Annotated in this window: 17 protein-coding genes; 7 read left to right on the top strand and 10 right to left on the bottom strand. The window is 68.9% G+C overall.

Features of this window, described 5'->3' with window-relative positions; translation table 11 throughout:
• Window positions 1–31: 31 nt before the first annotated feature.
• Window positions 32–424: an RcnB family protein gene (locus DIE11_RS21090; protein ID WP_124626819.1), complete on the bottom strand. Its 393-nt coding sequence runs from the start codon at window positions 422–424 to the stop codon at window positions 32–34.
• 88 nt (window positions 425–512) lie between these two features.
• Window positions 513–2,264 carry a lipid A export permease/ATP-binding protein MsbA gene (msbA, locus tag DIE11_RS21085; protein WP_239007344.1) on the bottom strand — a complete coding sequence of 584 codons (1,752 nt, stop codon included), beginning with the start codon at window positions 2,262–2,264 and terminating at the stop codon, window positions 513–515.
• Between the two features lie 224 nt (window positions 2,265–2,488).
• On the opposite strand from msbA, the gene DIE11_RS21080 reads away from it, so the two are divergent.
• From DIE11_RS21080 to DIE11_RS21070, 3 genes are all read left to right on the top strand, one after another.
• On the top strand, window positions 2,489–3,241 hold the full coding sequence (locus DIE11_RS21080; RefSeq protein ID WP_124626815.1) for a glycosyltransferase family 2 protein: 753 nt from the start codon (window positions 2,489–2,491) through the stop codon (window positions 3,239–3,241).
• Between the two features lie 145 nt (window positions 3,242–3,386).
• Entirely contained in the window at window positions 3,387–4,229 is an 843-nt protein-coding gene (locus DIE11_RS21075) for a glycosyltransferase family 2 protein (RefSeq protein WP_059527283.1), read from the top strand.
• A gap of 134 nt (window positions 4,230–4,363) precedes the next feature.
• Window positions 4,364–5,644: an O-antigen ligase gene (locus DIE11_RS21070; RefSeq protein WP_124626813.1), complete on the top strand. Its 1,281-nt coding sequence runs from the start codon at window positions 4,364–4,366 to the stop codon at window positions 5,642–5,644.
• A 169-nt stretch (window positions 5,645–5,813) separates the two neighbouring features.
• Here the strand turns inward: DIE11_RS21070 and DIE11_RS21065 are convergent, their stop codons facing one another.
• The 3 genes from DIE11_RS21065 to dnaE all read right to left on the bottom strand — a co-directional run bounded on the left by DIE11_RS21065 (window position 5,814) and on the right by dnaE (window position 12,182).
• Window positions 5,814–6,992, bottom strand: a complete 1,179-nt coding sequence (locus DIE11_RS21065; RefSeq protein WP_124626811.1) for a glycosyltransferase family 9 protein — start codon at window positions 6,990–6,992, stop codon at window positions 5,814–5,816.
• A 243-nt stretch (window positions 6,993–7,235) separates the two neighbouring features.
• Window positions 7,236–8,324 carry a glycosyltransferase family 9 protein gene (locus tag DIE11_RS21060; RefSeq protein WP_124626809.1) on the bottom strand — a complete coding sequence of 363 codons (1,089 nt, stop codon included), beginning with the start codon at window positions 8,322–8,324 and terminating at the stop codon, window positions 7,236–7,238.
• Between the two features lie 324 nt (window positions 8,325–8,648).
• Window positions 8,649–12,182 (bottom strand): DNA polymerase III subunit alpha, encoded by a 3,534-nt coding sequence (gene dnaE, locus DIE11_RS21055; protein WP_124626807.1) that lies wholly within the window; start codon window positions 12,180–12,182, stop codon window positions 8,649–8,651.
• Between the two features lie 222 nt (window positions 12,183–12,404).
• Here dnaE and DIE11_RS21050 point away from each other — a divergent pair, with 222 nt between their 5' ends.
• A complete protein-coding gene (locus tag DIE11_RS21050) occupies window positions 12,405–13,259 on the top strand; it encodes a sulfurtransferase (RefSeq protein WP_124626805.1) in 855 nt (284 codons plus the stop codon).
• A gap of 22 nt (window positions 13,260–13,281) precedes the next feature.
• Complete coding sequence (gene gluQRS / locus DIE11_RS21045; protein WP_124626803.1) at window positions 13,282–14,175, top strand: tRNA glutamyl-Q(34) synthetase GluQRS; 894 nt, start codon at window positions 13,282–13,284, stop codon at window positions 14,173–14,175.
• A gap of 246 nt (window positions 14,176–14,421) precedes the next feature.
• On the opposite strand, the gene DIE11_RS21040 is transcribed toward gluQRS, so the two are convergent.
• The 4 genes from DIE11_RS21040 to purT form a co-directional block, all read right to left on the bottom strand.
• Entirely contained in the window at window positions 14,422–15,981 is a 1,560-nt protein-coding gene (locus DIE11_RS21040) for a DEAD/DEAH box helicase (RefSeq protein ID WP_059600454.1), read from the bottom strand.
• 430 nt (window positions 15,982–16,411) lie between these two features.
• Entirely contained in the window at window positions 16,412–16,795 is a 384-nt protein-coding gene (locus DIE11_RS21030; RefSeq protein ID WP_124626801.1) for an MliC family protein, read from the bottom strand.
• Window positions 16,796–16,877: 82 nt separating this feature from the next.
• Complete coding sequence (locus DIE11_RS21025) at window positions 16,878–17,072, bottom strand: DUF6726 family protein (protein WP_059600377.1); 195 nt, start codon at window positions 17,070–17,072, stop codon at window positions 16,878–16,880.
• 18 nt (window positions 17,073–17,090) lie between these two features.
• Window positions 17,091–18,305 carry a formate-dependent phosphoribosylglycinamide formyltransferase gene (purT, locus tag DIE11_RS21020; RefSeq protein ID WP_124626799.1) on the bottom strand — a complete coding sequence of 405 codons (1,215 nt, stop codon included), beginning with the start codon at window positions 18,303–18,305 and terminating at the stop codon, window positions 17,091–17,093.
• Window positions 18,306–18,521: 216 nt separating this feature from the next.
• On the opposite strand from purT, the gene DIE11_RS21015 reads away from it, so the two are divergent.
• The gene (locus tag DIE11_RS21015) at window positions 18,522–19,067 is read left to right on the top strand and encodes an META domain-containing protein (protein WP_059600375.1); all 546 of its coding nucleotides are present in this window, start codon (window positions 18,522–18,524) and stop codon (window positions 19,065–19,067) included.
• 180 nt (window positions 19,068–19,247) lie between these two features.
• Entirely contained in the window at window positions 19,248–24,137 is a 4,890-nt protein-coding gene (locus tag DIE11_RS36990; protein ID WP_124626797.1) for a DNA translocase FtsK, read from the top strand.
• A gap of 100 nt (window positions 24,138–24,237) precedes the next feature.
• Here the strand turns inward: DIE11_RS36990 and DIE11_RS21005 are convergent, their stop codons facing one another.
• Entirely contained in the window at window positions 24,238–25,485 is a 1,248-nt protein-coding gene (locus DIE11_RS21005; protein ID WP_124626795.1) for a lactonase family protein, read from the bottom strand.
• Window positions 25,486–25,537: the final 52 nt, after the last annotated feature.

The raw sequence follows: 25,537 nt of genomic DNA, 5'->3' as shown, positions 1-25,537 counted from the left end.
ATCCTGATGAATCGATGATCGGCGACAGGTGTTACGGACCGACCCGCAGCACGATGCCCGAGCCGATCTGCACGAGCAGGTAGTCGCCGCCGACGCCCACCCAGTGATAGCCGCGCGGCGGCGGGCTCAGGCGGTAGCCGCGCCAGTCGTCGACCACGTACTGGCGATCGCGGAATTCGTCCGGGAGACGATCGCCCCTGTGCCACTCACGGCGCGGCTGGTCGGCCCAGCGCGGCGGCACGTCGTCTTCGCGATGCATCGCCTGCCCCGGCGGCATGTGCCTCGGGCCGTGGCCGTGCCGCATACCCGGGCCGCCGTGGTCTCCGCGGTTGTCGTAGTTGCCGTGATCCTGCGCCATCGCGACCGGCGCTGCGAAACCCGCCGCGACCAGCGCGGCCAGCATCATCCCGTGCGTCTTCTTCATCGCCCTTCCCTCCGTGTTGTCACGTCGAACCGGAAACAACGAAACCGGACCTGCCGGATCAAGACTAGCACACGGGTGCCATCCGACGTCACGCCGCCTGCTGCTGGTACTGGATCCGGTGAAGGTGCGCGTACAGCCCGCCATGGCGCAGCAGCTCGTCGTGGCTGCCCGTTTCGACGATCTTGCCGGCTTCGAGCACGAGGATCCGGTCCGCACGCTCGATCGTGGACAGCCGGTGCGCGATCACGAGCGTCGTGCGCCCTTCCATCAGCCGCTCGAGCGCGGCCTGCACGTGGCGCTCGGATTCCGAATCGAGCGCCGAGGTCGCCTCGTCGAGGATCAGGATCGGCGCGTCCTTGTAGATCGCGCGCGCGATCGCGAGCCGCTGCCGTTGGCCACCCGACAAACGCATCCCGTTGCCGCCGACCAGCGTGTCGAGCCCGTCCGGCATCGCGGCGACCGCGTCGGCGAGGTTCGCGGCCTCGAGCGCCGCCTGCACGCGTGCGCGGTCGGGCGTCTGGCCGTACGCAACGTTCGCGGCGATCGTGTCGTTGAACAGCACGACGTCCTGGCTGACCATCGCCATCTGGCTGCGCAGCGCGTGGATGTCGTAGTCGGACACCGCCACGCCGTCGACCAGGATCGCGCCGCCCGTCGGATCGAAGAAGCGAGGCAAAAGGTTGACGAGGGTCGTCTTGCCGCTGCCCGACGGCCCCGCGAGCGCGATCATCTCGCCCGGCGCGACCTTGAACGAAATGCGGTCGAGCGTCGGCCGCTCGGAGGCGCCGTAGTCGAACGACACGTCGCGGAATTCGATCTCGCCACGAGCGTTCGGCAGCGCACGGTCGCCGCCCTGCGGCTCGGCCGGCTCGTCGATCAGCCCGAAGATCAGCTCGGCGGCCGTCATCCCGCGCTGCAGCGGCTGGTTGACGTCGATCAGGTGCTTGAGCGGCGAAATCACCAGCAGCATCGACGTGACGAACGCGACGAAGCCGCCGACCGTCGTCTGGTCGTTGGTCGACTGCACGACCGCGATCGTGATCACGACCGCGAGCGCGATCGACGCGAGGAACTGCGTCAGCGGCTGCGCGAGCCCGCCCGAGATCGTCATGCGCATCGCGTAGCCGCGCAGGCGCTTGCTCATCGTCGTGAAGCGATCCATCTCGTACGCTTCGCCGTTGTGCACCTTCACGACCTTGTAGCCGCCGACCGTCTCCTCGACGATGTAGGACAGCTCGTTGGTCAGCGTCTGGTGCTCGCGGTTCAGGCGGCGCAGGCGACGGTTGATCTTGCTGACGAGCCAGCCGATGCCCGGCAGGATCACCGCGACGATCAGCGTGAGCCGCCAGTTCAGGTAGAACAGGTAGCCGAGCAGGAACACCACGGTCAGCGAGTCGCGCACGAGCGTGACCATCACGCCGGTCAGCACCGACAGGATCTGGTTGACCTCGAACACGATCGCGTTGATCACGGTGCTCGCGGTCTCGCGCTGGAAGAACGATGCGCCCGTGTGGATCATCCGCTGGAACATCTCGAGCCGCAGTTGCAGCAGGATGCGGTTCGACACGTAGTTGAGCAGGTAGTTGGACGCATACTGCGACACGCCGCGCACGAGCGCGAGGCCGATCACCGCGATCGGCACGTACCATTTCGCGCGGTCGCTGCCGTGCGAGCCGAAGCCGTGATCGAGCAGCGGCTTGAGCAGTGCCGGGATCCCGGCTTCCGTGGCCGCGACGACGCCCATCGTCATCACGGCGAGCACCACGATGCCGATGAGCGGCCGGATGTACGGCCACAGGCGCTTGAGGACCGTGACCGGCGACGTACCGGTGCCGTCCATCGGTTTGCGAAGAGTGTTCTGGGTTTCCAAGGCAATCCTTCTTGAGCCGCGACGCGGCGCCCGGGGCGTGACTGCCCGGAATTCACCCCGTCCGGCGGGTGCCGAAAAAGGCCCAACATTATAGCTGCACCGCCCTCGCCGGCATGGCCGCCGCCGAAGCGGCCGCCGGCCGGCGCGCGGGTATACTGCCGCTCACCGTTTTTCTCCGCCTTTTCGACGACTTCATGGCAGAACCCACCCTCGGCGTCGCCCTCATCGCCCTCAACGCGGCCGCGCGGCTCGCGCAGTGCCTCGACGCGCTGACCTTCGCCGACGACGTCGTCGTGATCGACGGCGGCAGCACCGACGATACCGTGGCGATCGCCCGCGCGCACGGCGCCCGCGTGATCGTCGAGCGCGACTGGCCAGGTTTCGGCCCGCAGAAGAACCGCGCGCTCGACGCCCTCGAGACCGACTGGATCCTGTCGCTCGACACCGACGAGGTGGTCAGCCCGGAACTCGCGCAGTCGATCCGCGCGGCCATTCGCGCACCGGCCGCGCAGGTCTATGCGCTCGACCGGCTGTCGAGCTTCTGCGGCCAATGGATCCGCCACAGCGGCTGGTATCCGGACTGGGTGCCGCGCCTGTTCCGGCGCGGCACCGCCCGCTTCTCCGACGACCTGGTGCACGAACGGCTCGTGTTCGACACGCCCGCGCAGCGGCTGCCGGGCAAGCTGATGCACTATTCGTACGAGGATTTCGAAACCGTCGTGCGCAAGCTCGATGCGTATTCGACGGCCGGCGCGCGCCAGCGCCGCGCGGCCGGCCAGCGCGGCGGCTTCGGCAAGGCGCTCGCGCGCGGCGCATGGGCGTTCGTGCGGACCTACGTGCTGCGGCGCGGGTTTCTCGACGGCCGCGCGGGCTTCATGATCGCCGTGTTCAACGCGGAAACGGTGTACTACCGGTTCCTGAAGCTCGGCCACGAGCCGACCCGCTGAGCGCGCGCCGCCCTGCCCCAATCCTGACGCCGCCGGCATGCGGCCGACCCGGCGTTACAATGCCGGGCTGCCCGCGCGCCATGCGCCCCCCAGTGCGGCGCCGCGCCACGCGCTGCCGACACGACGACCACCGAATCCGACCGCCATGTTCTCCATCATCATCCCGACCTGGAACAACCTGCCGTACCTCAAGCTCGTCGTCGACAGCCTGCGCCGCCATTCGGCGTATGACCACCAGATCATCGTGCACGTGAACGACGGCTCGGACGGCACGCTCGACTGGGTGCGCAGCGAAGGCATCGAGCACACCGCGTCGCCGGCCAACATCGGCATCTGCCACGCGGTGAACCTGGCCGCCGCGCGCGCGACGCGCGACTACGTCGTCTACATGAACGACGACATGTACTGCTGCCCCGGCTGGGACGCGGCGCTCGTGCGGCGCATCGAGCAGATGCCGACCGACCTGTTCATGCTGTCCGGCACGATGGTCGAGCCGGTCGACACGCGCAACCCGTGCGTTGTCGTCAGCAATTTCGGCCGCGACGCCGAACAGTTCGACGCGGCCGGCCTCGTCGCGGCCACGCCGCGGCTCGCGCGTGCGGACTGGCTCGGCTCGACCTGGCCGCCGACGCTCGTGCACCGCGACTGGTGGAACCGCATCGGCGGCTACAGCAGCGAGCTGTCGCCGGGGATGAGCAGCGACAACGATTTCTCGATGAAATTCTGGGACGCCGGCTGCCGGATCTTCCTCGGCGTCGGCGACAGCCTCGTCTATCACTTCCAGCAGAAGAGCACGGGCAAGATCGTCAAGAACGATGGCCGCCGCCAGTTCCTCAACAAATGGGGCATGACGCAGGCCACGTTCGACCGCTATTACCTGCATCGCGGCGAGCCGGCCGGCTCGCGACTCGCGCTCGATACGCCGGCCGTCGAGGGACGCCTGAAGCGCGCACTGCTGCGCTCGCGGATCAAGCGCGCATTCAGCTGATCGGACCCCGGAAACGGTAAAGAAACGCCCGCCGCTTCGCGTATACTGCGCGCTTCGTCCCGCGCGGTGCCGCCGGGACGCGCGGCGCGCAGCACGGTGCCCGCATGCCGCATTCGCCCATTCGACAGGTTCCGATGCTTTCGTTTTCCGCTCCCGCCACGCGGCGCCTGACCGCCGCCCGCGCCTTCGCCGTCATCGCGCTGTGCATGGTGCCCGTCTCGACCGCGCTGACCAACGTGTTCTGCGGGCTGTTCGCGGCCGCGCTCGTCATCTCCCCCGAATTCTGGCGCGACCTGCGCACGTTCATCACCGAACCGGCGTCGCTCGCGGCGCTCCTGATCCTCGCGGCGCTGACCGCGAGCGTCACGTATACCGTCGCGCCGCACCCGAAGGCGTGGAACTGGGTCGCCAAGTACGACAAGCTGCTGCTGCTGCCGTTTGCCGTGCTCGCCTTCCGCCACTCGAACTGGGCGCCGATCGTGCGGCGAGCATGGTTCGGGACGCTGTGCGTGATCCTGCTGCTGTCGACCACCAACTATCTCGGGCTGACCGCGATCGGGCCCGCGCATGCGACCGAACTGCCGCTCTCGCGTGCCTGGGTGTTCAAGAACCACATTGCGGCCGGCATGTTCGGCGCGCTGCTGTTCTACCAGGCCGCCGACCTCGCGCTTTCGGCCCGCACCGCGCTGTCGCGAGCCGCGTATGCCGCCGTCGCCGCATGGTCGCTGATCAACGTGTTCGTGATGCTGCAGGGGCGCACCGGGCAGGTCATCGCGCTGCTGCTGATCCTCGTCGTCGCGGTGCGTTTCGTGCTGTTGATGCGCCGCCAGTCGGCGCTGCGCGCGGGCCTCGCCGCCGGTGCACTGGTCCTGGTGGGCGTCGCACTCGTCGTCGCTGCATGCACGGTGCACAACGGCCGGCTTGTGAAGGTGGTGTCGGAAGTGCAGCAGTATCGGCAGACCGATGCGGTCACATCGACCGGGCTGCGTCTCGAGTGGTACAAGAAGGGGCTCGAGCTGTATCGCATGCGTCCCGTGATCGGCTACGGCGCGGGTGGCCTCGAGTTCGAGTTCGAGAAGCTCACGGCCGGCAAGACGGCCGCCGAAGGGCAGCTCACGTCGAATCCGCATAACGAATACCTGCTGATGGCCGTGCAGCTCGGCGCGCTCGGCGTATTGCTGTTCGTGAACCTGATCGTGCAGATCGCGCGCGGCAGCCGCGCGCTCGATCCGGGTTCGCGGCAGCTGCTGCTCGCGTGGCTCGCGATCTTCGCGATCGGCAGCCTCGCGAATTCGCTGCTGCTCGATTTCGCCGAAGGCCACCTGTTGGTGCTGCTCGCCGGGATCCTGCTCGGCTGCGGCGCGCGCACCGAAGCACCGCCCCGCGAGACGTCGGCGATCCGGCGCAGCGCGTAACGCATCATGCGGCGGGCGGCGCGCGATCCGCGTTGCCACCTGCCACGGGTTCGGCCTCTCGGGCTTCAATGGCGGCGCACGCGCGCCGCTGCCTGAAGCACGGCCGCGCGCCGTCGACGCGTCGCCACTCCCCCGCTTTTCAAATCAGGAAACGCAAGGCCTTCACGCGTCAGTCGGAACGCGCGCGATGCAATCGCGACGTGTCGATGACCGCGTCCGCGGCGCCCGGCGGATTCAGCCCGAGCATCTCGGCTGCCGCCGCCTTCACGCGCTGCGTGCCTAGATTGACGAGGCAGTCGCTACGGCTGTCGACATGGCGCTCGCAGCCTTCGTGCCGGCACGGCACGCAATCGCCCTCGCCCTGCAACAGCCAAACGTTGCCGTGCCGTGCGGAACCGCGCAGCGCCCACGGGTTTTCGGTCGCGGGCCAGTACTGCGGCCACGGCCCCCAGCGCACCGGATCGGACGGACCGAACAGCGCGATCGTGTCGGTGCCCGTCGCGGCCGCAACGTGCGTCGCGCCCGTATCGGGCCCGATGAAGAGCCGCGCACGCCGCACCAGTTCCGCGCTTTCACCGAACGTCAGCCGACCGACCAGATTCAGCACGTCACCGCCCGCCTCGGCCGCGACCTGCTCCGCGTACTCACGCTCGCGATCGGCCGGACCGCCCGACAGCGCGATCGCGAACCCCTGCGCGCGCAGCCAGTCGATCATCTCGACCCAGCCTTCGAGCCGCCATTGCTTGTAGCGGAACATCGGATACGGATGCAGCACCACGAGCGGCTTGCCCTCGCGGATCGCCGGCGATTCCGCGAGCCACGCGTCGAATCGCGCGCGCCGCTCGGGATCGTCGCCGATGCCCGGCGCGACGACTTCGGATACCGGCTCGATGCCGATCACCGGTGCGAGCGCGAGCGTACTGACGACCGTATGCGCGGATTCGTGATGATTGATCGCGATACCGTTCAGCATCATTCGCGTCAGCCAGGTGACGCGGTTCGGATCGACGAGGCCGACGCGCTTGCGGCCGGCGAACCAGCTGTAGAAACGCGGCCGGTCGGAGCTCAGCGCCGCGCACGCGAGATCGTAGCGGCGCCACATTGACAGCGCGTCGCGCAGACGCTCCCGGAACCCCGCACGCTGCGCGACGACGATCACGCGCCGCACGTCGGGGTTGTGCTCCAGCACACCCTCGGTGCCACGAAACACCAGCATGTCGATCTGCGCGTCGGGCCAGCGCGCCTTCAGTGAACGCACGAGCGGCGTCGTCAGCAGCACGTCGCCGATACGGCGTGGGGCTGCGACGAGGATGGTTCTGGGCGGGCGGGCGGAAGAAAACAGGGCCACGGCGATCGTTCCGTCTAGCTGGCTGGACAAGGCTCGCAATGTACAGGATTTTGCGGCCGGTGGCGTGGCGGCGGGCGCAGGCGCCGATAACGCGCCGCGGTCGGTAGCTGGGGCACCCGTCCGGCATCGCGGCGGGCAACGACGCGTCGCGCACGGCGGGCCTGCGGCCATCGCGCCGCCTCGTGCCCATTTGCCCGTTCGACGGCAGCGCCGGCAATGCCGTCGCCGCCTGGCTTCCCGGGGCTACGAAACGAATGCGTCGACCCCGGGTGCCGCGAACGTGGCGGCCGGGAGCGGCACCGCTGCCTCCATCGCGTCGTCGGGCTGTCCGGCCGGCATCAACAGATGAAGCACCGCGCGCTCGAGCGCGTCGACGCCGATCGCGTCGACCGTCGCGCCGGCCCGCAGGATCACATGCGGCACGCCGAGCGGATGCCAGCGCCGGTATTTCTCGGGACGGTCCTCGAACAGCGCGGCGACCGGCACGCCGAGCGCCGACGCGAGATGAACGGGCGCGCTGTCGGCCGACACGATCGCGTCGAGCAGGCTCGCGGCGGCCACCAGTTCGGCGACCGACGACGGCGCGACATGCCGGGCGCTCACATCCCGCCACGTGTCGTGGTCGGCCGCGGCCGACACGGCGGGATCGCGGAACACGATCACGTCGGCGAGCGGTGCGAGCCGCCGGCCGAGGTCGCGCCATCGATCGGCCGGCCAGCGCCGCTCGGGCGCCTTGTTCGACACGAAGAGCCCGACGCGCGGCTTCGTGCGCGGCCCGAGCAGCCGAGACCACGTTTCCTGCAGCGCGCGGTCCGGGTGGACGGACAGCTCGAGACCCTCGAGCTCGGTGCGGCCGAGCTCGGGCACGAGCCGGAATCCCGACAGCGCCTCATGGCACATCGGCCGCGACGCGACGTGTTCGGGCTTGCGATCGTCGAATTCTGAATCGGCATCGTGCCAGCGGCAATCCTTCACACCGAGCTGCCGCGCGAACTGGATGCTGCTGCGATGCATGCCGCCGTTCGGCACGACCACGAGGTCGAACCGCAAGCGGCGCAGCCTGCGCACGAGCCGCAGCCTGTCGAAGAACGCGCGCATCCGTCCCGGGCGGTCGTTGCGCTCGCACTGACGGCTGTACACGTAGGTATGGACCGTGTGCACGTCCGGATTGCCGGCCAGCGCGGCCGCGTTGTAGCGGTTCGCGACCACGTGCAGTTCCGCATCGGGCCAGCGCTGTTTCAGCGCGCCGAGAAAAGCGGTCGTGCACAGCATGTCGCCCAGAAAATCAATCCGGATCACGAGGATCCGCCCCGTCGGTTTCCCGTTGGCCATTGTTGTGGTCGTGCTGTCGGTTTTTTTATCGTCGCGTACCGACCGGCATCCTGGCGTACTTCCCCGTGCCGGCCTCGTCGCGCGGTCGCTCGCGGCATCGCGCCGCATCGCGTGCTGCGCTGAACCGCCCCCGTTTTCAAGCGCGCGATATCGCCTCCGGCCGGCGGACGTGCCGCAGCCGGCGCCACATCTGCGTCGCGCGCGAGGGATTGTATAGCGTCCGGATGACGGCCCCAAGCACCCGCCGAAATGAAAACGGCCCGCCGCACCGCACGATGGCGATGCGACGGGCCATGCAGGCGACGGCCGTCCGGCGGGGGGCGCTCAGTACGTGATTTCGACGATGCTGCCGTCGAACGTCGCACGCAACTCCGAGAGCAGCGTGTCGCTGGGTTTGACGCGCCACGCGTCGCCGAGACGCATTTCACCCTGCGCGCGCGCGTTGCTGTAGTGAACCTGGACCGCGAGCCCGTTCGGCAGCGGCGCCTGCGGGCGACGGCCGCCATCGCGTCCGCCACCACGCGGCGCGGGCGCCTCGACCGCCTGCGCGGCCGCCGGATCGTCCTTCGACACGTGCGGCTCGAGCACGCGGCGCAGCGCCGCCGCATCCGCATTGCCGTTCATCGTGAGACGCACCGCCTGCGCGTAGCGGCTGCGCGCGCGCTCGAGATCCATCACCGTGTCGGCCGTGAAACGGATGCCGCCGGTGAACGCGTCGTTGCGCGCCTGCCCCTGCACGATCAGCAGTTCGTCCTCCTTGAACAGCGCCTTGTTCGCCTCGAATTGCTCGTTGAAGATCGTGATCTCGCACTGGCCCGAACCGTCGTCGAGCAACGCGATCAGCATCTTGCCGCGCTGGGTCATCTGCGTGCGCAGCGATGCGATGATGCCCGCGACGAGCTTGTCGCGCCCTTCCTTCAGGTCGCCGACCTTCTGCCGCACGAACCGGCGCACTTCGTCGCGATACGCATCGAACAGGTGCCCGGACAGATAGAAGCCGAGCGCGCCCTTTTCTTCCTGCAGGCGGCGCTTGTCGTCCCACGCGGGTTCGTCGACGAGCGCATGCGCGTGCGGCGACTCGGCCCCCATGTCGAACAGGCCGGCCTGCATCGCGTTCGCCGCGGCCTGGTCGGCCGCTTCCATCGCGAGCGGCACCGACGCGAGCATCTGCGCGCGATTGGCGTTCAGCGAATCGAACGCGCCGGCACGGATCAGCGCCTCGACCGTGCGGCGGTTGACGACCCGCCGGTCGATCCGCTCGCAGAAATCGAACAGGTCGGTGAACGGCTTTTCCTCGCGCGCGCGCAGGATCTCCTCGATCGCGTTCTGGCCGCTGCCCTTCACCGCGCCGAGACCGTAGCGGATCGTGCGCGAACGCTTGCCGTCGGCTTCCGCGACGGGCTCGAACCGGTAATGCGACTGGTTGATGTCCGGCGGCAGCACGGTGAGGTTGTTCACGACGCAGTCGTCGAACAGGATCTTCACCTTGTCGGTGTCGTCCATCGCGAGCGTCATGTTGGCCGCCATGAATTCGGCCGGATGGTGCGCCTTCAGCCACGCGGTGTAATACGCGAGCAGCGCGTAGGCCGCCGCGTGCGACTTGTTGAAGCCGTAGCCCGCGAACTTCTCCATCAGGTCGAAGATCTCGTCGGACTTCTCGCGCGTGAGGCCGTTCTTCGCCGCACCCTCGGCGAAGATCTCGCGGTGCTTGGCCATCTCCTCGGGCTTCTTCTTGCCCATCGCGCGACGCAGCAGGTCGGCGCCACCGAGCGAGTAGCCGCCGATGATCTGCGCCATCTGCATCACCTGCTCCTGATAGACCATGATGCCGTAGGTCTCTTTCAGGACGGGTTCGACGCGCGGATCCGGATAGTCGACCTTCTCGCGGCCGTGCTTCCGTGCGCAGAAGCTCGGGATCAGGTCCATCGGGCCCGGACGGTACAACGACACGAGCGCGATGATGTCCTCGAAACGGTCGGGCTGCGCGTCCTTCAGCATGCCCTGCATCCCGCGGCTTTCCAGCTGGAACACGGCAACCGTGTTGGCCTTCTTCAGGATCTGGAATGATGCCGGATCGTCGAGCGGCACCTGCGCGAGCGACCAGTCGGCCTTCGACGCATCGAGACGGCGGATGTAGCGCTCGGCCCAGTCGAGAATCGTCAGCGTCGTGAGGCCCAGAAAGTCGAACTTCACGAGGCCGACGGCTTCGACGTCGTCCTTGTCGTACTGGCTGACGACGCCGCCGTCGTCGCCCTGCGTGTACAGCGGGCAGAAATCGGTCAGCTTGCCCGGCGCGATCAGCACGCCGCCCGCGTGCATCCCGACGTTACGCGTCAGGCCCTCGACGCGCTGCGCGAGGTCGAGCAGCTGGTGCACTTCGTCCTCGTGGTCGTAGCGCTCCTGCAGTTGCGGCTCTTCCTTCATCGCGTCGGCGATGGTCACGTGCTTGCCGGGCTTGAACGGGATCAGCTTCGCGACGCCGTCGGTGAACATGTAGCCGAGGTCGAGCACGCGGCCGATGTCGCGCACGGCAGCCTTTGCGGCCATCGTGCCGAAGGTGGCGATCTGCGACACGGCGTCCGCGCCGTATTTTTCCTTCACGTACTGGATCACGCGATCGCGGCCGTGCTGGCAGAAGTCGATGTCGAAGTCGGGCATCGACACGCGCTCCGGATTCAGGAATCGCTCGAACAGCAGGTTGTAACGCAGCGGGTCCAGATCGGTGATGCCGAGCGCGTACGCGACCAGCGAACCGGCGCCCGAGCCGCGGCCCGGGCCGACCGGCACACCGTTGTTCTTCGCCCAGTTGATGAAGTCCGCAACGATCAGGAAGTAGCCCGGGAAGCCCATCTTCGTGATGGTCCCGCACTCGAACTCGAGCCGCTTGTAGTACGTCTCGCGCTGCGCTTCGCGCTCCGCCGCATCCGGATACAGCTGTTCGAGGCGCTTCTCGAGCCCTTCCTTCGACAGCTGGACCAGGTAGTCGTCGAGCGACATGCCGTCCGGCGTCGGAAACAGCGGCAGCTTCGGCTTGCCGAGCTCGAGCTTCAGGTTGCAGCGCTTCGCGATCTCGACCGTGTTCGCGACCGCCGACGGCAAGTCAGCGAACAACGCGACCATGTCGTCCTGCGTGCGGAAATACTGATCGGTCGTGAAGCGCTTCTGGCGTCGCGGATTCGCGAGCATGTCGCCTTCCGAGATGCACACGCGCGCTTCGTGCGCGGTGAAGTCGTCATCGGTCATGAACTGCGTCGGATGCGTCGCGACGACCGGCAGCTTCAGCGACGCGGCGAGCGTCGCAGCCTGCTGGATGTACGCCTCGGCGCCCGGCTGGCCGTAACGCTGCAGTTCGATGTAGAAGCCGCCCGGGAACACCTTCGCCCAGCGCTCCGCATGCCGGCGCGCGGCTTCCTCGTTACCGGCCGCGAACGCTAGCCCGATATCGCCCTGCTGCGCACCCGACAGCGCGAGCAGCCCGTGCGAGAGCTCGCCGTCGAGCCAGCTCGCATCAAGCTCCGCGCGGCCGCGATACTGGTTCGTGAGCCACGCCTTCGAGAGCAGTTCGCACAGGTTCAGGTAGCCGACCTTGTCCTTCACCAGCAGCAACAGGCGCGACGGTTTGTCGCGATCGTCCGGATTGCTGATCCAGACGTCGCAGCCGGCGATCGGCTTGATGCCCTTGCCGCGGGCTTCCTGGTAGAAACGGACGAGGCCGAATGCGTTGCCGAGATCGGTGAGGGCGAGCGCGCCCTGACCGTCCGCGGCTGCCGCCTTGACGATGTCGTCGAGACGCACGATGCCGTCGGCAATCGAGAATTCGGAGTGAACGCGAAGATGGACGAAGCGGGGATCTGACATGGGCGATATTGTAGCCGCGTCGTCGCGCCGGCTGCCCAAAAAATCCCCACGCCCGGCCGTTCGGCCGATGCGCGCGACGTCGGCCGAATGGTCAGGTGCCGGTGCATGCGCAGTTTGCGGGATAATACGGGTTTTCGAATCATCGCCCCGGCTTCGCACCCTTTTTTGCGGGGCCGCCGTGCGCCCGCCGCACGGCCGCGGCCGTTTTCCCGTCGGACCATCATGACCATCGTCAACCTTGCCGCCTACCACTTCGTGTCACTCGACGCGACCGAGCAATGGCGCCCGCTCGTCACCGCCCGCTGCAACGAACTCGGCCTGCGCGGTACGATCCTGCTCGCGCCGGAAGGCATCAACCTGTTCGTCGCCGGCCCGCGCGAAGCGACCGACGCGTTTATCGACTACATCCGCCACGATCCGCTGTTCGAAGGCAAGTTTGCGACGCTGCAGTTCAAGGAGAGCCTGTCCGACTCGCAGCCGTTCCGCCGGATGCTCGTACGCCTGAAGCGCGAGATCATCACGATGAAGAAGCCCGCGATCAAGCCGGAGCTCGGCCGCGCGCCGTCGGTCGACGCGCGCACGCTGAAGGCGTGGCTCGACCGCGGCCACGACGATGCCGGCCGCCCGGTCGTGATGCTCGACACGCGCAACGCGTTCGAAGTCGACGTCGGCACGTTCGACGACGCGCTCGACTACCGGATCGACAAGTTCAGCGAGTTCCCGGAAGTGATCGACGCGAACCGCGCCGATCTCGAGGGCAAGACGGTCGTGTCGTTCTGCACGGGCGGCATCCGCTGCGAGAAGGCAGCGATCCACATGAAGGAAATCGGCATCGAGAACGTGTACCAGCTCGAGGGCGGGATCCTGAAGTATTTCGAGGAAGTCGGCGGCGCGCACTATCACGGCGACTGCTTCGTGTTCGACTACCGCACCGCGCTGAACCCGCAACTGCAGCCGACCGAAAACGTCACGTGCTTCGCGTGCCGCGCGGTCGTCACGCCGGAAGCCCAGCAATCGCCGAGCTACGTGGCTGGCCAGTCGTGCCCGGCCTGCGCGCAGGCAGCCAGCGCCGCGTAAGCGCGCGTCGCTCCGCGCCCCGATGAACGGCTACCGCGGCCGCTTCGCGCCGTCGCCCACCGGCCCGCTGCATTTCGGCTCGCTGGTCGGTGCGCTCGCGAGCTGGCTCGACGCGCGCGCGCACGGCGGCGCGTGGCTCGTGCGCATCGAGGACATCGACGGCCCGCGCACGGTGCCCGGCGCTGCGGACGACATCCTTGCAACGCTCGCGCATTTCGGCATGACCCCCGACGAGCCGCCCGTGTGGCAAAGCACGCGCGATGCCGATTATGCAGCCGCGCTCGAACGGCTCGTCGCCGCGGGTCTCGTCTATCCGTGCGGCTGCACACGCAAGGAAATCGCCGATTCGCTGCGTGCCGCGCACGAGCGCCACACCACCCTCGCGTACCCAGGCACCTGCCGCACCGGCCTGCACGGCAAGCCCGCGCGTGCATGGCGGCTGCGCGTGCCGGACGGTGACGATGCGATCGTCACGTTCGACGACCGCTGGCAGCGCACGCAAGCGCAGAACCTCGCGACCGAAGTCGGCGACTTCGTGCTGAAGCGCGCGGACGGTCAATGGGCGTATCAGCTCGCGGTCGTGGTCGACGATGCCGACGCGGGCATCACCCACGTCGTGCGCGGCGCCGACCTGCTCGATTCGACCGCGCGCCAGATCTACCTGCAGCGCTGTCTCGGCGTGCCGACGCCCGCCTACCTGCACGTCCCCGTCGTCGTCGATGCGAACGGCGAAAAGCTCAGCAAGCAGACGGGCGCGATCGCGCTCGAGCGCGACGATCCGCTGCCGGCGCTGCGGGCCGCCGCCGCGCATCTCGGCCTTGCCGCCGATGGCGATCCGTCGGGCGGCACGATGGATGCGTTCTACGCGGCCGCGACCGATGCGTGGGCGCGTCGCTTCGGGCCACGCGCCGGCTGAGTCGCGCGCAGGATCCCGGTTCGTATCGACCAGGTCCCGGAATTCGTCGGCGCTGAATCGACCGGAGACCAGACGCGCGCTGACGACCCTGCACCGAAGCCCCGCTGCCCGCGCGACAAGTCACCCCTCCTCTCTACGGCCTCGTCACGAATCGTCTCGCCCAATGAAAAACGGGCACATGCTCATCGCATGCACCCGTTTCCGCGGCAGCGCTCGCGCGCCGCACCGACCGCCTGAACCGCCCGCTTACGCAGACGGCTTGCGCGGCATTCCGAAGCCGCCGAGCAGCGCGGCGACCTGACGCTTCGGCCCCTTCTTCTCGGGCTGCTGCCCGGACTTCGTCTCTTCCGGCTGTGTCGCCGGCGCCGACGGTTCGTACGGCTTCAGGAAGAAATCGTCGATCGGCGCCTCGTGACGACGATGATGGCCGCCACGCTCGGACCCGCCCGAACGACGCCCCGACGCACCGCGATGCTCGTCGCGCTCGCGGCGGCCGCCGCGTTCGCCGCCGCGTTCGCCACTGCGCTCCCCCCCGCGATCGCCGCCACGCTCGTCGTGACGATGGCGCGCCGGCTTGTCGATCGCGAGCGTCTGCACGTCGAGCGGACGCTTGATCAGCTTCTCGATATCGGCGAGCTGCTTGCGCTCGTTCGGGCTGCACAGCGACAGCGCATCGCCCGTCGCGCCCGCGCGGCCCGTGCGGCCGATCCGGTGCACGTAGTCTTCCGCGTTGAACGGCAGGTCGAAGTTGATCACGGCCGGCAGTTCGGCGATGTCGAGACCGCGCGCGGCCACGTCGGTCGCGACCAGCGCCTCGATTTCGCCGCGCTTGAACGCGTCGAGGGCCTGCATCCGCTCGATCTGTGTCTTGTCGCCGTGGATCGCCGACGCAACCACGCCGTCGCGCTCGAGGTTGCGGGCCAGCCGGCTTGCGCCAATCTTGCTGTTGCAGAACACGATCACCTGCTTGAGCCCGCGATCGCGCAGCAGCTGCACGACGGCGGCCTGCTTGTCGCCTTCGGCGACGTCGTAGACGATCTGCGTGACGTTCGCGTTGGTCGAGTTGCTGCGCGCGACCTCGATCGTCTGCGGGTTGCGCAGGTAGGTCGACGCGAGCTTCTTGATTTCCGGCGAGAAAGTGGCCGAGAACAGCAGTGTCTGACGCTCCTTCGGCAGCAGGTTCAGGATGCGCTGCAGATCCGGCAGGAAGCCCATGTCGAGCATCCGGTCGGCCTCGTCGAGCACGAGCATCTGCACCTGCCCGAGGTTTGCCGTCTTCTGCTGCACGTGGTCGAGCAGGCGGCCGGGCGTCGCGATCAGGATCTCGACGCCGCGGCGCAGCTCGGCCATCTGCGGGTTCATGTCGACGCCGCCGAACACGACCGCGCTGCGCAGCGGCGTGTGCTTCCCGTACGCATGCACGTTCGCGGCGACCTGATCGGCGAGCTCGCGGGTCGGCGTGAGGATCAGCGCGCGCACCGGGTGGCGCGCGGGCGATGCGCTCGTGTTGGCCTGCGGCAGCAGCCGCTGGAGGATCGGCAGCGAGAAACTCGCGGTCTTGCCGGTACCCGTTTGCGCGGCGCCCATGACGTCGCGGCCGGCGAGCACGACCGGAATGGCCTGCGCCTGGATCGGCGTCGGCGTCGTATAACCCTGCTCCGCAATGGCTTTCAGGATATCGGCGGCAAGGCCGAATTGATCGAAGGTTGCGTCGGCTGGCTTAGCGACAGAATCGGACATGGTGGCGTTTCGCTCAAAAGGCGCGGCGGGGACATCGTGCGTCAGGCCGGCCGGGCCTGCGCTCATCACATTTCGGAAGTAGACGGAGCCGCGGCGCGCCGCGCGGCGCCGCTCTGGCGCTTGGGACCGGTTCATTTCGAACATCGGGCGCCACAGGCCGTGCGGACTCCGTTCGGCGCGAATGCCGGCGGAAAGGGCCGTATTGTAGCACTGCGCGGCAATCTGTCCGTGACAACGCCGCGAACGTCCACGGTGGCGGTTCGCGGCGAGTTCCGGCAGGCCGGGCGCGGGCGGATGCATCAAGCGACCGGGCTATCCCGATCGGCCGATGGGAAAAATAGGGGCCGAATTGCGGCGTGTGGTTCGGGAAGTCGGCAAGCGGTCGACGAACCCGAGCGCCGCCTGCCCCGCGGTCCGGCTCGAGGCCGAACCCGGCTGCCCGCATCGATCGCGGTAATCGGCACACCCACACGGCGTATCCGATCGCGCGCGGCGCTCAGCTCTTCTTCTTTTTCTTCTTCTCGACCTGCACGCAGTCGCCCAGCAGCGGTGCCGCATTCTGGTCTGCGATCTCGTCGCGCAGCGTCCCTTCCTTGCCCTTCGTCCACCACGTATAGCGTCCGGCCTGGTAGCGCACGCCAGACGCCGAAACGGTATCGACGAACAGCAGCTGCTGCCCGTTGACCGGCACCAGCGCGAAGCTCTGGCCGTTGCCCGCGCGCCAGTACGACACCCGCACCGGCTGCTTCTGGTCCGCGCATTGATAGAACGCCTGCTGGCGCGAATCGGCGTCGATCTCCTCGACGGTCAGTTGCGCGGCATGCGCGACGGAAACGGCGGTGCCGGCGAGCGCGAGCGCGGCGAAGGCTTGGCGAATCATGCAGGTCCTCTCACGAGACGGGTGTAAGCACGCCCTCACGGGGCGCGCGGTTATCGTTGGTTATGGGTTGCGCGTTCGTCGGTCAGGGATCGATGACGTCGGCGCACGCGTCGGTCGGCGCGGCCGCGACATGGCCGACGACTGGCACGATCTTCAGCCCGGCCGACACGACCCGGCACGGCGCGGCCGCGAGGCCGCACCCCGCGAGGCTCGCGACCAGCGCCAGCGCGACGCCCACCTTGCCGATACGTCCGATCCCCCGCCATGTCGACGCCATCGCGCGCTCCTCGTCTGGTCAGCGCGCCGACACGGGCCGCACGGCCGCCGCGGCGCGCTTCGCGCGTTCACGGGCTTCGTCGACGGTCGCGCCGGTCGCGAGGGCGACGCCCATGCGCCGCTTCGCGAAGCTCTCCGGTTTGCCGAACAGGCGCAGGTCGGCGCCCGGCACGGCCAGCGCGTCGCGCACGCCCTCGAACGCGATGCCGCGTTCGTCGAGCCCGCCGTAGATCACCGCCGACGCGGCCGGCGAGCCGAGCGTCGGATCGACCGGCAGCCCGAGAATCGCGCGCGCGTGCAGTTCGAATTCCGACTGGCGCTGCGACGCGAGCGTCACGAGGCCGGTGTCATGCGGCCGCGGGCTCACCTCGGAGAACCAGACTTGGTCGCCGCGCACGAACAGCTCGACGCCGAACAATCCGCGCCCGCCAAGCGCCTCGGTCACCTTGTGCGCGATCTCGCGCGACTTTTCCAGTGCGACGGCGCTCATCGGCTGCGGCTGCCACGATTCGACGTAATCGCCCGCGACCTGCACGTGCCCGACCGGCTCGCAAAAGTAGGTGCGCGTCTCGAGCGTCGCCGGATCGATCGCGCGCACGGTCAGCTGCGTGATCTCGTATTCGAAATCGATGAAGCCCTCGACGATCACGCGGCCGTGGTTCACGCGGCCGCCCGCCATCGCGTAATCCCACGCGGGCTTCACGTCGGCTTCGGTCCGCACGACCGACTGCCCCTTGCCCGACGACGACATCACGGGCTTCACGACGCACGGCATGCCGATCTTCGCGACGGCCGCGCTGAATGCGTCGAACGAATCCGCGAAAGCGTACGGCGACGTCGCGAGCCCGAGCTCCTCGGCCGCGAGTCGGCGGATGCCTTCGCGGTTCATCGTGAGCTGCGTCGCGCGCGCGGTGGGGATCACCTCGGCCAGGCCGGCGGCCTCGATCGCGGCGAGCGCGTCGGTCGCGATCGCCTCGATCTCCGGCACGATCAGGTGCGGACGCTCGGCCTCGACGACCGCGCGCAGCGCGGCGGCGTCGGTCATGTCGATCACGTGCGCGCGATGCGCGACCTGGTGGCCCGGCGCGTCCGGATAGCGGTCGACCGCGACGACTTCGACGCCGAGACGCTGCAACGCGATGATGACTTCCTTGCCGAGTTCGCCCGCGCCGAGCAGCATGACGCGCGTGGCCGAGGGTGAAAGCGGCGTACCGAGCCGCTGACCGATCTGCATGTGATTTCCCGCTGGTTCTGTTGGAGGACGAAAACGGCTTCGATGTTAACACGCGCACCCGCGCCGGTCCGGCCGGTTTCGTCGTTTCGCCGCCCCGCCGCGCGAGGCCCACGGGTGGGATGCGAACGTTTTCGCGCGCGAAGTGTCGGCTCGCCTCGCGCGGGGCGGGTGCGTTACTCTTACGGCTTGATCAGAATCCGATGAGGAACGAGGCTCATGTCCCACCTGTCCGCCGCCGCACGCGCACGCACCGGCCTGCTTCGCCCGTTGCGCGCGCCGCTCTGCGCGTTGACGCTTGCCACGCTTCTCGCCGCCTGCGCGATGCCGACCCACCCCGATTCCGCCGCCCCCGCACCCGACCCGTACAACCCCGCCGCCGTCCAGCTGCTCGACGACACGAGCTGGGAGCTCACGAGCTGGGTGAACGCCGACGGCACGCCGCGCACGATTCCGCACGGCGACAACGGCGAGCCGATCAAGCTCGCGCTGTCCACCGAATCGGGCGTCCGGCGTGCCAGCGGCTTTTCCGGCTGCAACCGCTACATGGGCACCTATGCGCTGAAGAACGGTCTGCTCAGCTTCGGGCCGCTGGCCGGCACGCGCATGGCATGCACGAACACACTCGGCGGCCAGCTCGAACACGCGTACCTCGATGCGCTCGCGCACATCGAGAAGACCGGCGTGCAGATGCGCGAGCCGCAGCAGCTGCAGATCGTGACCGAAGCCGGCGCAACGCTGACCTTCACGCGCCGGAGCCCCTGATGCCGCGCGCGGGCGAAGGCCGACCGGCCGCCTTCGTCACGCGCGAATCCCGGACGCACGCGTCCCGCGGCCTGGAAGCGCTTCGACGCCTTCATGCTGCCTTAGAGTCCTGTTCGCCGGCCGGTTAAACTCGGCGGGTCGCGCACCGCGCTCCCCACCCTCTTCCTGTTTCATCAAAGCATGCACACGGTTGTCTTCGGCTGGTTCGGCATCTCCGCCGTCTGGTTCCTCCTTCTCATCTGGCGTCTCGTTCAGGCGATGCTGCCCGGCGGCGGCGGACTCGCCGGCCGCGGCTCGATTCGCCTGTGGCTCGGCTTCGCGGCCGTGTTCATCGCGAGCTGCGCGCTGACGAGCCCGCTGTCGGGCCCCGACACGAACGCGCTCGGCCACGCTCTCTCGAACGGCTTCGCGCATGTGCTCGGCCCGATCGGCACGCCGGTCGCGATGGTCGTGCTGTTCTTCGCGGGCCTGCCGTGGCTGACCGGCATCGGCTGGCGGCAGTTCGCCGCGTGGGTCGACACGTCTTTCGGCGTCAAGCTCGCGCGCGACGTCGACGACGACGTGCGCGGCGTCGCCGACCTGCCGCGCAGCGCGCTGCATCGCGACGACGACATCGTGCAGCCGACCACCGCACACACCGTCAACTCGATGGCGCCGCGCCAGAATGGCCGCTATTCGCGCCCAACGTTGTGGAAACCCGATCCGCAAGCCCGGCCGAAGCCGCGCGGCAACGCAGCGCCGCGTCCGCTCACCGAGCCGGTCGCGCCGTCGGGCTGGCTGAAGCCGACATCGGCCCATCGCATGCCCCCGCCGCCCGCACCGGGCACGACGAACGCCATGCCGCCGCCGACGACCGGCAGCACCGCCAGCCTCGCGCGGGCCGCCGCGAACGCACAGGTGCCGCGCCCGAATCCGGCCCCGCTTCCGGCCGGGTTCGAGCCCGTTCGGCCGCAACCGACCACCGCGCGACCAGCCGCGGCCGCATCGAAGCAGCCGGCCGCGCCGCGCACCGTGGTCACGCCGCGCCCGGCCGCCGCGACGCCGCCGCGCACGCCCGCACGCCCAGTGGCGGGCGCAGGCGCCGCCGGCCCGTCGCCCGACGCGACACGGCGCCGCCCCGCGGCACCGGTCCCCGCGCGCGCACCGCTCTACGCATGGGTGCAGCAGCCCGCGGAGCCGATCACGCCGGCGCCGAGCGTTCACGACACGCTGCGCTCGATCGAGGCCAGCACCGCGCAATGGGCGACGCTGGACGATGTGCGGACGCCCGATGCGGCGCCGGCGACGGCCGCCGCGACGACCTTGGCCGGCGCGGTTGCGGCGGCAGGGAGCGTCACGGCGTCGGCATCGGCATCGGCATCGACGGCCATACCCGCCGGGATCATTGCGGGCGCGCATCAGGCCGCGCCCCGCGACGCAGGCCTTTCGCGCGAAGCCGCGCCGGCATACGACGACGCACCAATCGTGCTCGATGCATTCATGCCGGCCGAGCCGAGCGTGCGCATGCCCGTTGTCGATGTTGGTACGAGCATTCCGGCCTTCGGTGAAACTGCGCGGCATGCCGCACCGGATCCCGGCGTCGAGACCGATGCACCGACGCGTCAGGCGGACGCCGATGCGCCAGCCGCGCCGGCACTCGATTTCCCGATCGACTTTGCACCGTGGGAAGACATCGTCAGCGCGCCGGTTTCCGGACTCGGCACATCGCATGAAAACCTGATTGCCGCGCCGCTGTCCGGCGCGGACGAGCCGGCGGAGACGAGCGAATCTGTCAATACGCATCCGGCCGCCGCTACGTGCACGGCAAGCGACATGGGCCGCACCGCCGATGCGAAGGAAGCGGCAACGGCCGCAGGGACGGTCGGTCAGATCCAGTCGCAATCCACGCCGCCGGCCGATACCGCCGTATCGGTCGATACGAAACAGGACACGCAAGCAGCTCGGGACGTCGTGAAATCTGCCCCGCAGGTCGCGCCGACCGCTCCCCTCCCCGCTTCGTCGCTCGCGGCAACGCCCACGTGGCCGCTTGCCGATGCAATGCCCGTCGCGGCAGCGACGCCGGCAGCCTCGGACACGTCGAACGCCGCATCCGCAGGCGGCGTGACGGGAACGGCCTGGCATGCAGCAGCAAGGCACGCTGGAGAAACCGCACCATCGCCTGCCGACACGCAACGCGCCATGCCACCCGCACCGGCGGCGTCGACATCCGCGATCGCGGAACCTGCGTCCGCATCGTGGTTGACGCCGTTGTCCGCTGAATCCCCCTCTGCTGCGCAGACGATTTCGTCAACTGCCGCGTCGTCGCGCGTCGGCACCGCGCCGGGCTCTGCTGCACCGGCACTCGCGAACACGTCGAACAGCACACCTGCCGCCGCTACGCCTTCGTTGTCCGGCATGACGAGCACGGCCTCCTGGTCACCGTCGCAACCGCCCGCATCGGCCGCGCCCGTTGCATCGGCTGAGCCGTCCGCGCCGGCGGGCGCCACGGGGATCGCATACGGTTCCAGCGGTCACGTGCCGGCAGCGGCAGCATCGGCGCTCGGTACCACGGGCGCGGCATCGGCCACGGTCACGCCGGCACCCGCACCGACGACACCCGCCCACACGCCTTCGACCGGTGCCGCCGCCCTTCCCACCGCGCAGCCGCCCGCACCCGCGGCGACGTCTGCTCCGACGGCTGCGACCGGAGCCCACGGTGTGACCGTGACACAACCTTCTGCGGCCGTTCCAGGCATGGCGGCGGCGTCTGCCCTGACGCCCGCGATGAATGCTTCCGGTCCGGCCACGTCGCAGCCGTCCGCGACCGCGCCGATCGTGGCAGCCGCGACGGCACCCGCATCGACCGGCATGTCCTTCAGCGCAACCGGATTGCAGCCGGCGCAAAGCACGCAGGTGTCGCCTGCGATCGCGTCTACCGCCCCGTCCGGCAGCGCATCAACCGCAACGTCGATCGCATCGGCAACGCCTTCGGCAGCACCGACGAGCCGCACGCCTGACGCTTGGTCGACCGGTACGCAGGCCGTGCCGGCCGGAGCAGCGCACTCAGCACCCGGCATCGCGCCTTCCCCGTCGGTCGTCCCGGCGCCGTCTTCCGGCGCGCTCGCCCAAACGAGCACGATCGGTGCCGCTGCGCCCGCCGCGTTCGGCGGCGTGCCTGCGGCGTCGGGTAGCGCGCCGGCCTCCTTCGCCACGACCACCGCCGCGACGGCATCGGCCGCGTCCCCGACTTCCGCGACGGCGTCTGTGTCGGCAATGCCAACCTTCTCCGCACCGGGCGAATCCATCGACACGGCGACACCGGCGCACGCCATCGCGTCCGCACCGGCGCCGCAGGCCCAGTCGTTCACCACTCCGCTGGCTCCCGCGGCTGCATCGGCGAGCTGGTCCATGCCCGGCACCGGCGCGACGCCTGCGGCAACCGGCACCGCCATCCCGGCCGTCACGACCGCACCGCCTCCGGACGCAACGCTTTCCGGGACCACCGTGCCGCCGGCTCCGGCGGAATCGAGCGTCCCGGCCCCGGACGCATCGGCCGCACCCGCGCGCCAGCCGCGCCCGAACGCGTTCGAATTCCACGCACCCGCATCGTTCAACGTCGAACTGCCGACGCTCGACCTGCTTGAGCCTGCCTCCGACGACGTCGAAACGATCACCGAGGAACACCTCGCGCAGACCGCCCAGGTCATCGAGCAACGCCTGCAGGAGTTCAAGGTGCCGGTGACCGTGGTCGGCGCATCGGCGGGCCCGGTGATCACGCGCTTCGAGATCGAACCCGCACTCGGCGTGCGCGGCAGCCAGATCGTCGGCCTGATGAAGGACCTGTCGCGCGGCCTCGGCCTCACGTCGATCCGCGTCGTCGAGACGATTCCCGGCAAGACCTGCATGGGCCTTGAGCTGCCGAACGCGAAACGCCAGATGATCCGCCTGTCGGAAATCCTCGAATCGCGCCAGTACCAGCATTCGGCATCGCAGTTGACGATCGCGATGGGCAAGGACATCACCGGCCATCCGGTCGTCACCGATCTCGCGAAGGCGCCGCACATGCTGGTCGCCGGCACGACGGGTTCGGGCAAGTCGGTCGCGATCAACGCGATGATCCTGTCGCTGCTGTACAAGGCGACGCCCGAGGACGTGCGGCTCATCATGATCGACCCGAAGATGCTCGAGCTGTCGGTCTACGAAGGCATCCCGCACCTGCTGGCGCCGGTCGTCACCGACATGAAGCTCGCGGCGAACGCGCTGAACTGGTGCGTCGGTGAAATGGAGAAGCGCTACCGCCTGATGTCGGCCGTCGGCGTGCGCAACCTCGCGGGCTTCAACCAGAAGATCCGCGACGCGGAGGCGAAGGAAAAGAAGATCGGCAACCCGTTCTCGCTGACGCCCGAGGATCCCGAGCCGCTGTCGAAGCTGCCGCTGATCGTCGTCGTGATCGACGAGCTGGCCGACCTGATGATGGTCGCCGGCAAGAAGATCGAGGAGTTGATCGCCCGCCTCGCGCAGAAGGCGCGTGCGGCCGGCATCCACCTGATCCTCGCGACGCAGCGCCCGTCCGTCGACGTGATCACCGGCCTCATCAAGGCGAACATCCCGACGCGCGTCGCGTTCCAGGTGTCGTCGAAGATCGACTCGCGCACGATCCTCGACCAGATGGGCGCCGAATCGCTGCTCGGCCAGGGCGACATGCTGTTCCTGCCGCCGGGCACGGGCTACCCGCAGCGCGTGCACGGCGCGTTCGTCGCAGACGAGGAAGTGCACCGGGTCGTCGAATACCTGAAGCAGTTCGGCGAGCCGCAGTACGAGGAAGGGATTCTCGACGGCCCGGCGGCCGACGGCGCGACGCAGGACCTGTTCGGCGACGCGCCGGATGCGGAAGCCGATCCGCTGTACGACGAAGCGGTCGCGTTCGTCGTGCGCACGCGGCGCGCGTCGATCTCGTCGGTGCAGCGCCAGTTGCGCATCGGCTACAACCGCGCCGCGCGACTCGTCGAGCAGATGGAAGCGGCCGGACTCGTGTCACCGATGGGCATCAACGGCAGCCGCGAGGTGCTCGTGCCAGCCGCGGCCGACTGAGCACGGCGGCCGCGCGGCCGACGACGACCGATACGGGCACCCCGCGCAAGCGGCCGCCCGAACGAAAAAGGGCGCTGCCGAGGCAGCGCCCTTTCTGCATTTATTGCGCCACCGGCACCAGCTTGAAGTCGACCGGGCTGCCGACCGCCACCTTCTGCGGATTCGGGCCGAGCTGCCCCGTTTCGACGTCGCGACTGAATACGTAGAACGTCTCGCTGTCCTGGTTGCCGACGATCAGCCACTTGCCGGTCGGATCGATCAGGAATTCGCGCGGCGTCTTGCCGAGGCTCGACTGGCGGCCGACGGTCTTCAGCCGGCCGTCGGCCTTGTTCACCGCGTAGATCACGATGTCGTTCACGTCGCCCCGGTTGCTCGCGTACAGGAAGCGGCCGTCCGGCGACAGGTGGATCGCACCGCCGCCGACCTTGCCCTTGAAGCCCGGCACCGTCATCGGCAGCGTCTCGACCGACGTGAGCTTGCCGTCGTGGTAGCCGAACACCTCGACCGCTGCGTTGAGTTCGCTCGTCACGTACGCGAACCGGCCGTCGTCACTGAACACCATGTGACGCGGGCCCGAGCCGGCCTTCACCGGCGTGTAGCGCGTGTCGGTCGGGCTGATCAGCCCGCGGCTGCCATCCACCGTGTAGCGGTAGCCGTAGATCTTGTCCGCGCCGAGATCCTGCACGAACAGGTAACGGCCGTCGGGCGAGAACACCGTCGAGTGCACGTGCGCGCCGTCCTGGCGCCCCTTCACGGGCCCCGTGCCTTCATGATGCACCGTCAGCACGGCCGGGCCGACCGCACCGCCGTCGCGGACCGGGAACACGGCGAAACTGCCGCCCGGATCGGCCGCGACCGAGTAGTTGGCCGTGACGAGGTACTTGCCGTCCGGCGACAGCGCGAGATAGCAGGGATCGTTCCCTTCCGACGACACGCGGTCGACGAACGTGAGGGCGCCTGTCTTCGGATCGAAGCTGAACGCGCTGATGCCGCCGCGCTGCGTGGCCGGCCCGCTGTCGCCGGGCAGTTCATTGACCGCGTAGACGGTGCGACCGTCGCGGCTAGGCAACAGGTACGACGGGTTCACGGTCTTCGCCGACGACACGGGCGCGACGCTGCCCGTTTTCGTATCGAAGCGGTATACGTAGATCCCGTCGCTGCCGTGCCCCGTATAGGTGCCCACCAGCAGGTTGTAGACGCCGTCGGCCGGCGCCGGCGATTGTTGAGCGAAGGCCTGGGTTGCGGACAAGGACAGCACGATCGCGAAACCTTTCATCCAGTGAGCGAGCCTAAGCGGGAACCCTCGTGTCGAAGCGCGTGCGTCACGCTCGCGTAAACGGCTGGGCATTGAATCCTCCTTGCATCGAGTCGCTTCAAGTGTTGAGATAGGACGAAACGCC

It is taken from the genome of Burkholderia sp. Bp9012 (assembly GCF_003853825.1).
GTDB classification, from domain to species: Bacteria; Pseudomonadota; Gammaproteobacteria; order Burkholderiales; family Burkholderiaceae; genus Burkholderia; species Burkholderia diffusa.
The sequence above is the reverse complement of the archived record's forward strand: the minus strand, read 5'-3'. Positions and strand labels throughout refer to the sequence as shown.

Coding starts and splice junctions, on each gene's coding strand:
- DIE11_RS36990 (WP_124626797.1), top strand. CDS start 19,248: ATGCACACGGTTGTCTTCGGCTGGTTCGGCATCTCCGCCGTCTGGTTC.
- DIE11_RS21070 (WP_124626813.1), top strand. CDS start 4,364: ATGCTTTCGTTTTCCGCTCCCGCCACGCGGCGCCTGACCGCCGCCCGC.
- DIE11_RS21025 (WP_059600377.1), bottom strand. CDS start 17,072: ATGGCGTCGACATGGCGGGGGATCGGACGTATCGGCAAGGTGGGCGTC.
- DIE11_RS21015 (WP_059600375.1), top strand. CDS start 18,522: ATGTCCCACCTGTCCGCCGCCGCACGCGCACGCACCGGCCTGCTTCGC.
- DIE11_RS21050 (WP_124626805.1), top strand. CDS start 12,405: ATGACCATCGTCAACCTTGCCGCCTACCACTTCGTGTCACTCGACGCG.
- msbA (WP_239007344.1), bottom strand. CDS start 2,264: ATGGACGGCACCGGTACGTCGCCGGTCACGGTCCTCAAGCGCCTGTGG.
- purT (WP_124626799.1), bottom strand. CDS start 18,305: ATGCAGATCGGTCAGCGGCTCGGTACGCCGCTTTCACCCTCGGCCACG.
- DIE11_RS21060 (WP_124626809.1), bottom strand. CDS start 8,324: ATGGCCAACGGGAAACCGACGGGGCGGATCCTCGTGATCCGGATTGAT.
- DIE11_RS21030 (WP_124626801.1), bottom strand. CDS start 16,795: ATGATTCGCCAAGCCTTCGCCGCGCTCGCGCTCGCCGGCACCGCCGTT.
- DIE11_RS21040 (WP_059600454.1), bottom strand. CDS start 15,981: ATGAGCGCAGGCCCGGCCGGCCTGACGCACGATGTCCCCGCCGCGCCT.
- DIE11_RS21005 (WP_124626795.1), bottom strand. CDS start 25,485: ATGCCCAGCCGTTTACGCGAGCGTGACGCACGCGCTTCGACACGAGGG.
- DIE11_RS21075 (WP_059527283.1), top strand. CDS start 3,387: ATGTTCTCCATCATCATCCCGACCTGGAACAACCTGCCGTACCTCAAG.
- DIE11_RS21080 (WP_124626815.1), top strand. CDS start 2,489: ATGGCAGAACCCACCCTCGGCGTCGCCCTCATCGCCCTCAACGCGGCC.
- gluQRS (WP_124626803.1), top strand. CDS start 13,282: ATGAACGGCTACCGCGGCCGCTTCGCGCCGTCGCCCACCGGCCCGCTG.
- dnaE (WP_124626807.1), bottom strand. CDS start 12,182: ATGTCAGATCCCCGCTTCGTCCATCTTCGCGTTCACTCCGAATTCTCG.
- DIE11_RS21090 (WP_124626819.1), bottom strand. CDS start 424: ATGAAGAAGACGCACGGGATGATGCTGGCCGCGCTGGTCGCGGCGGGT.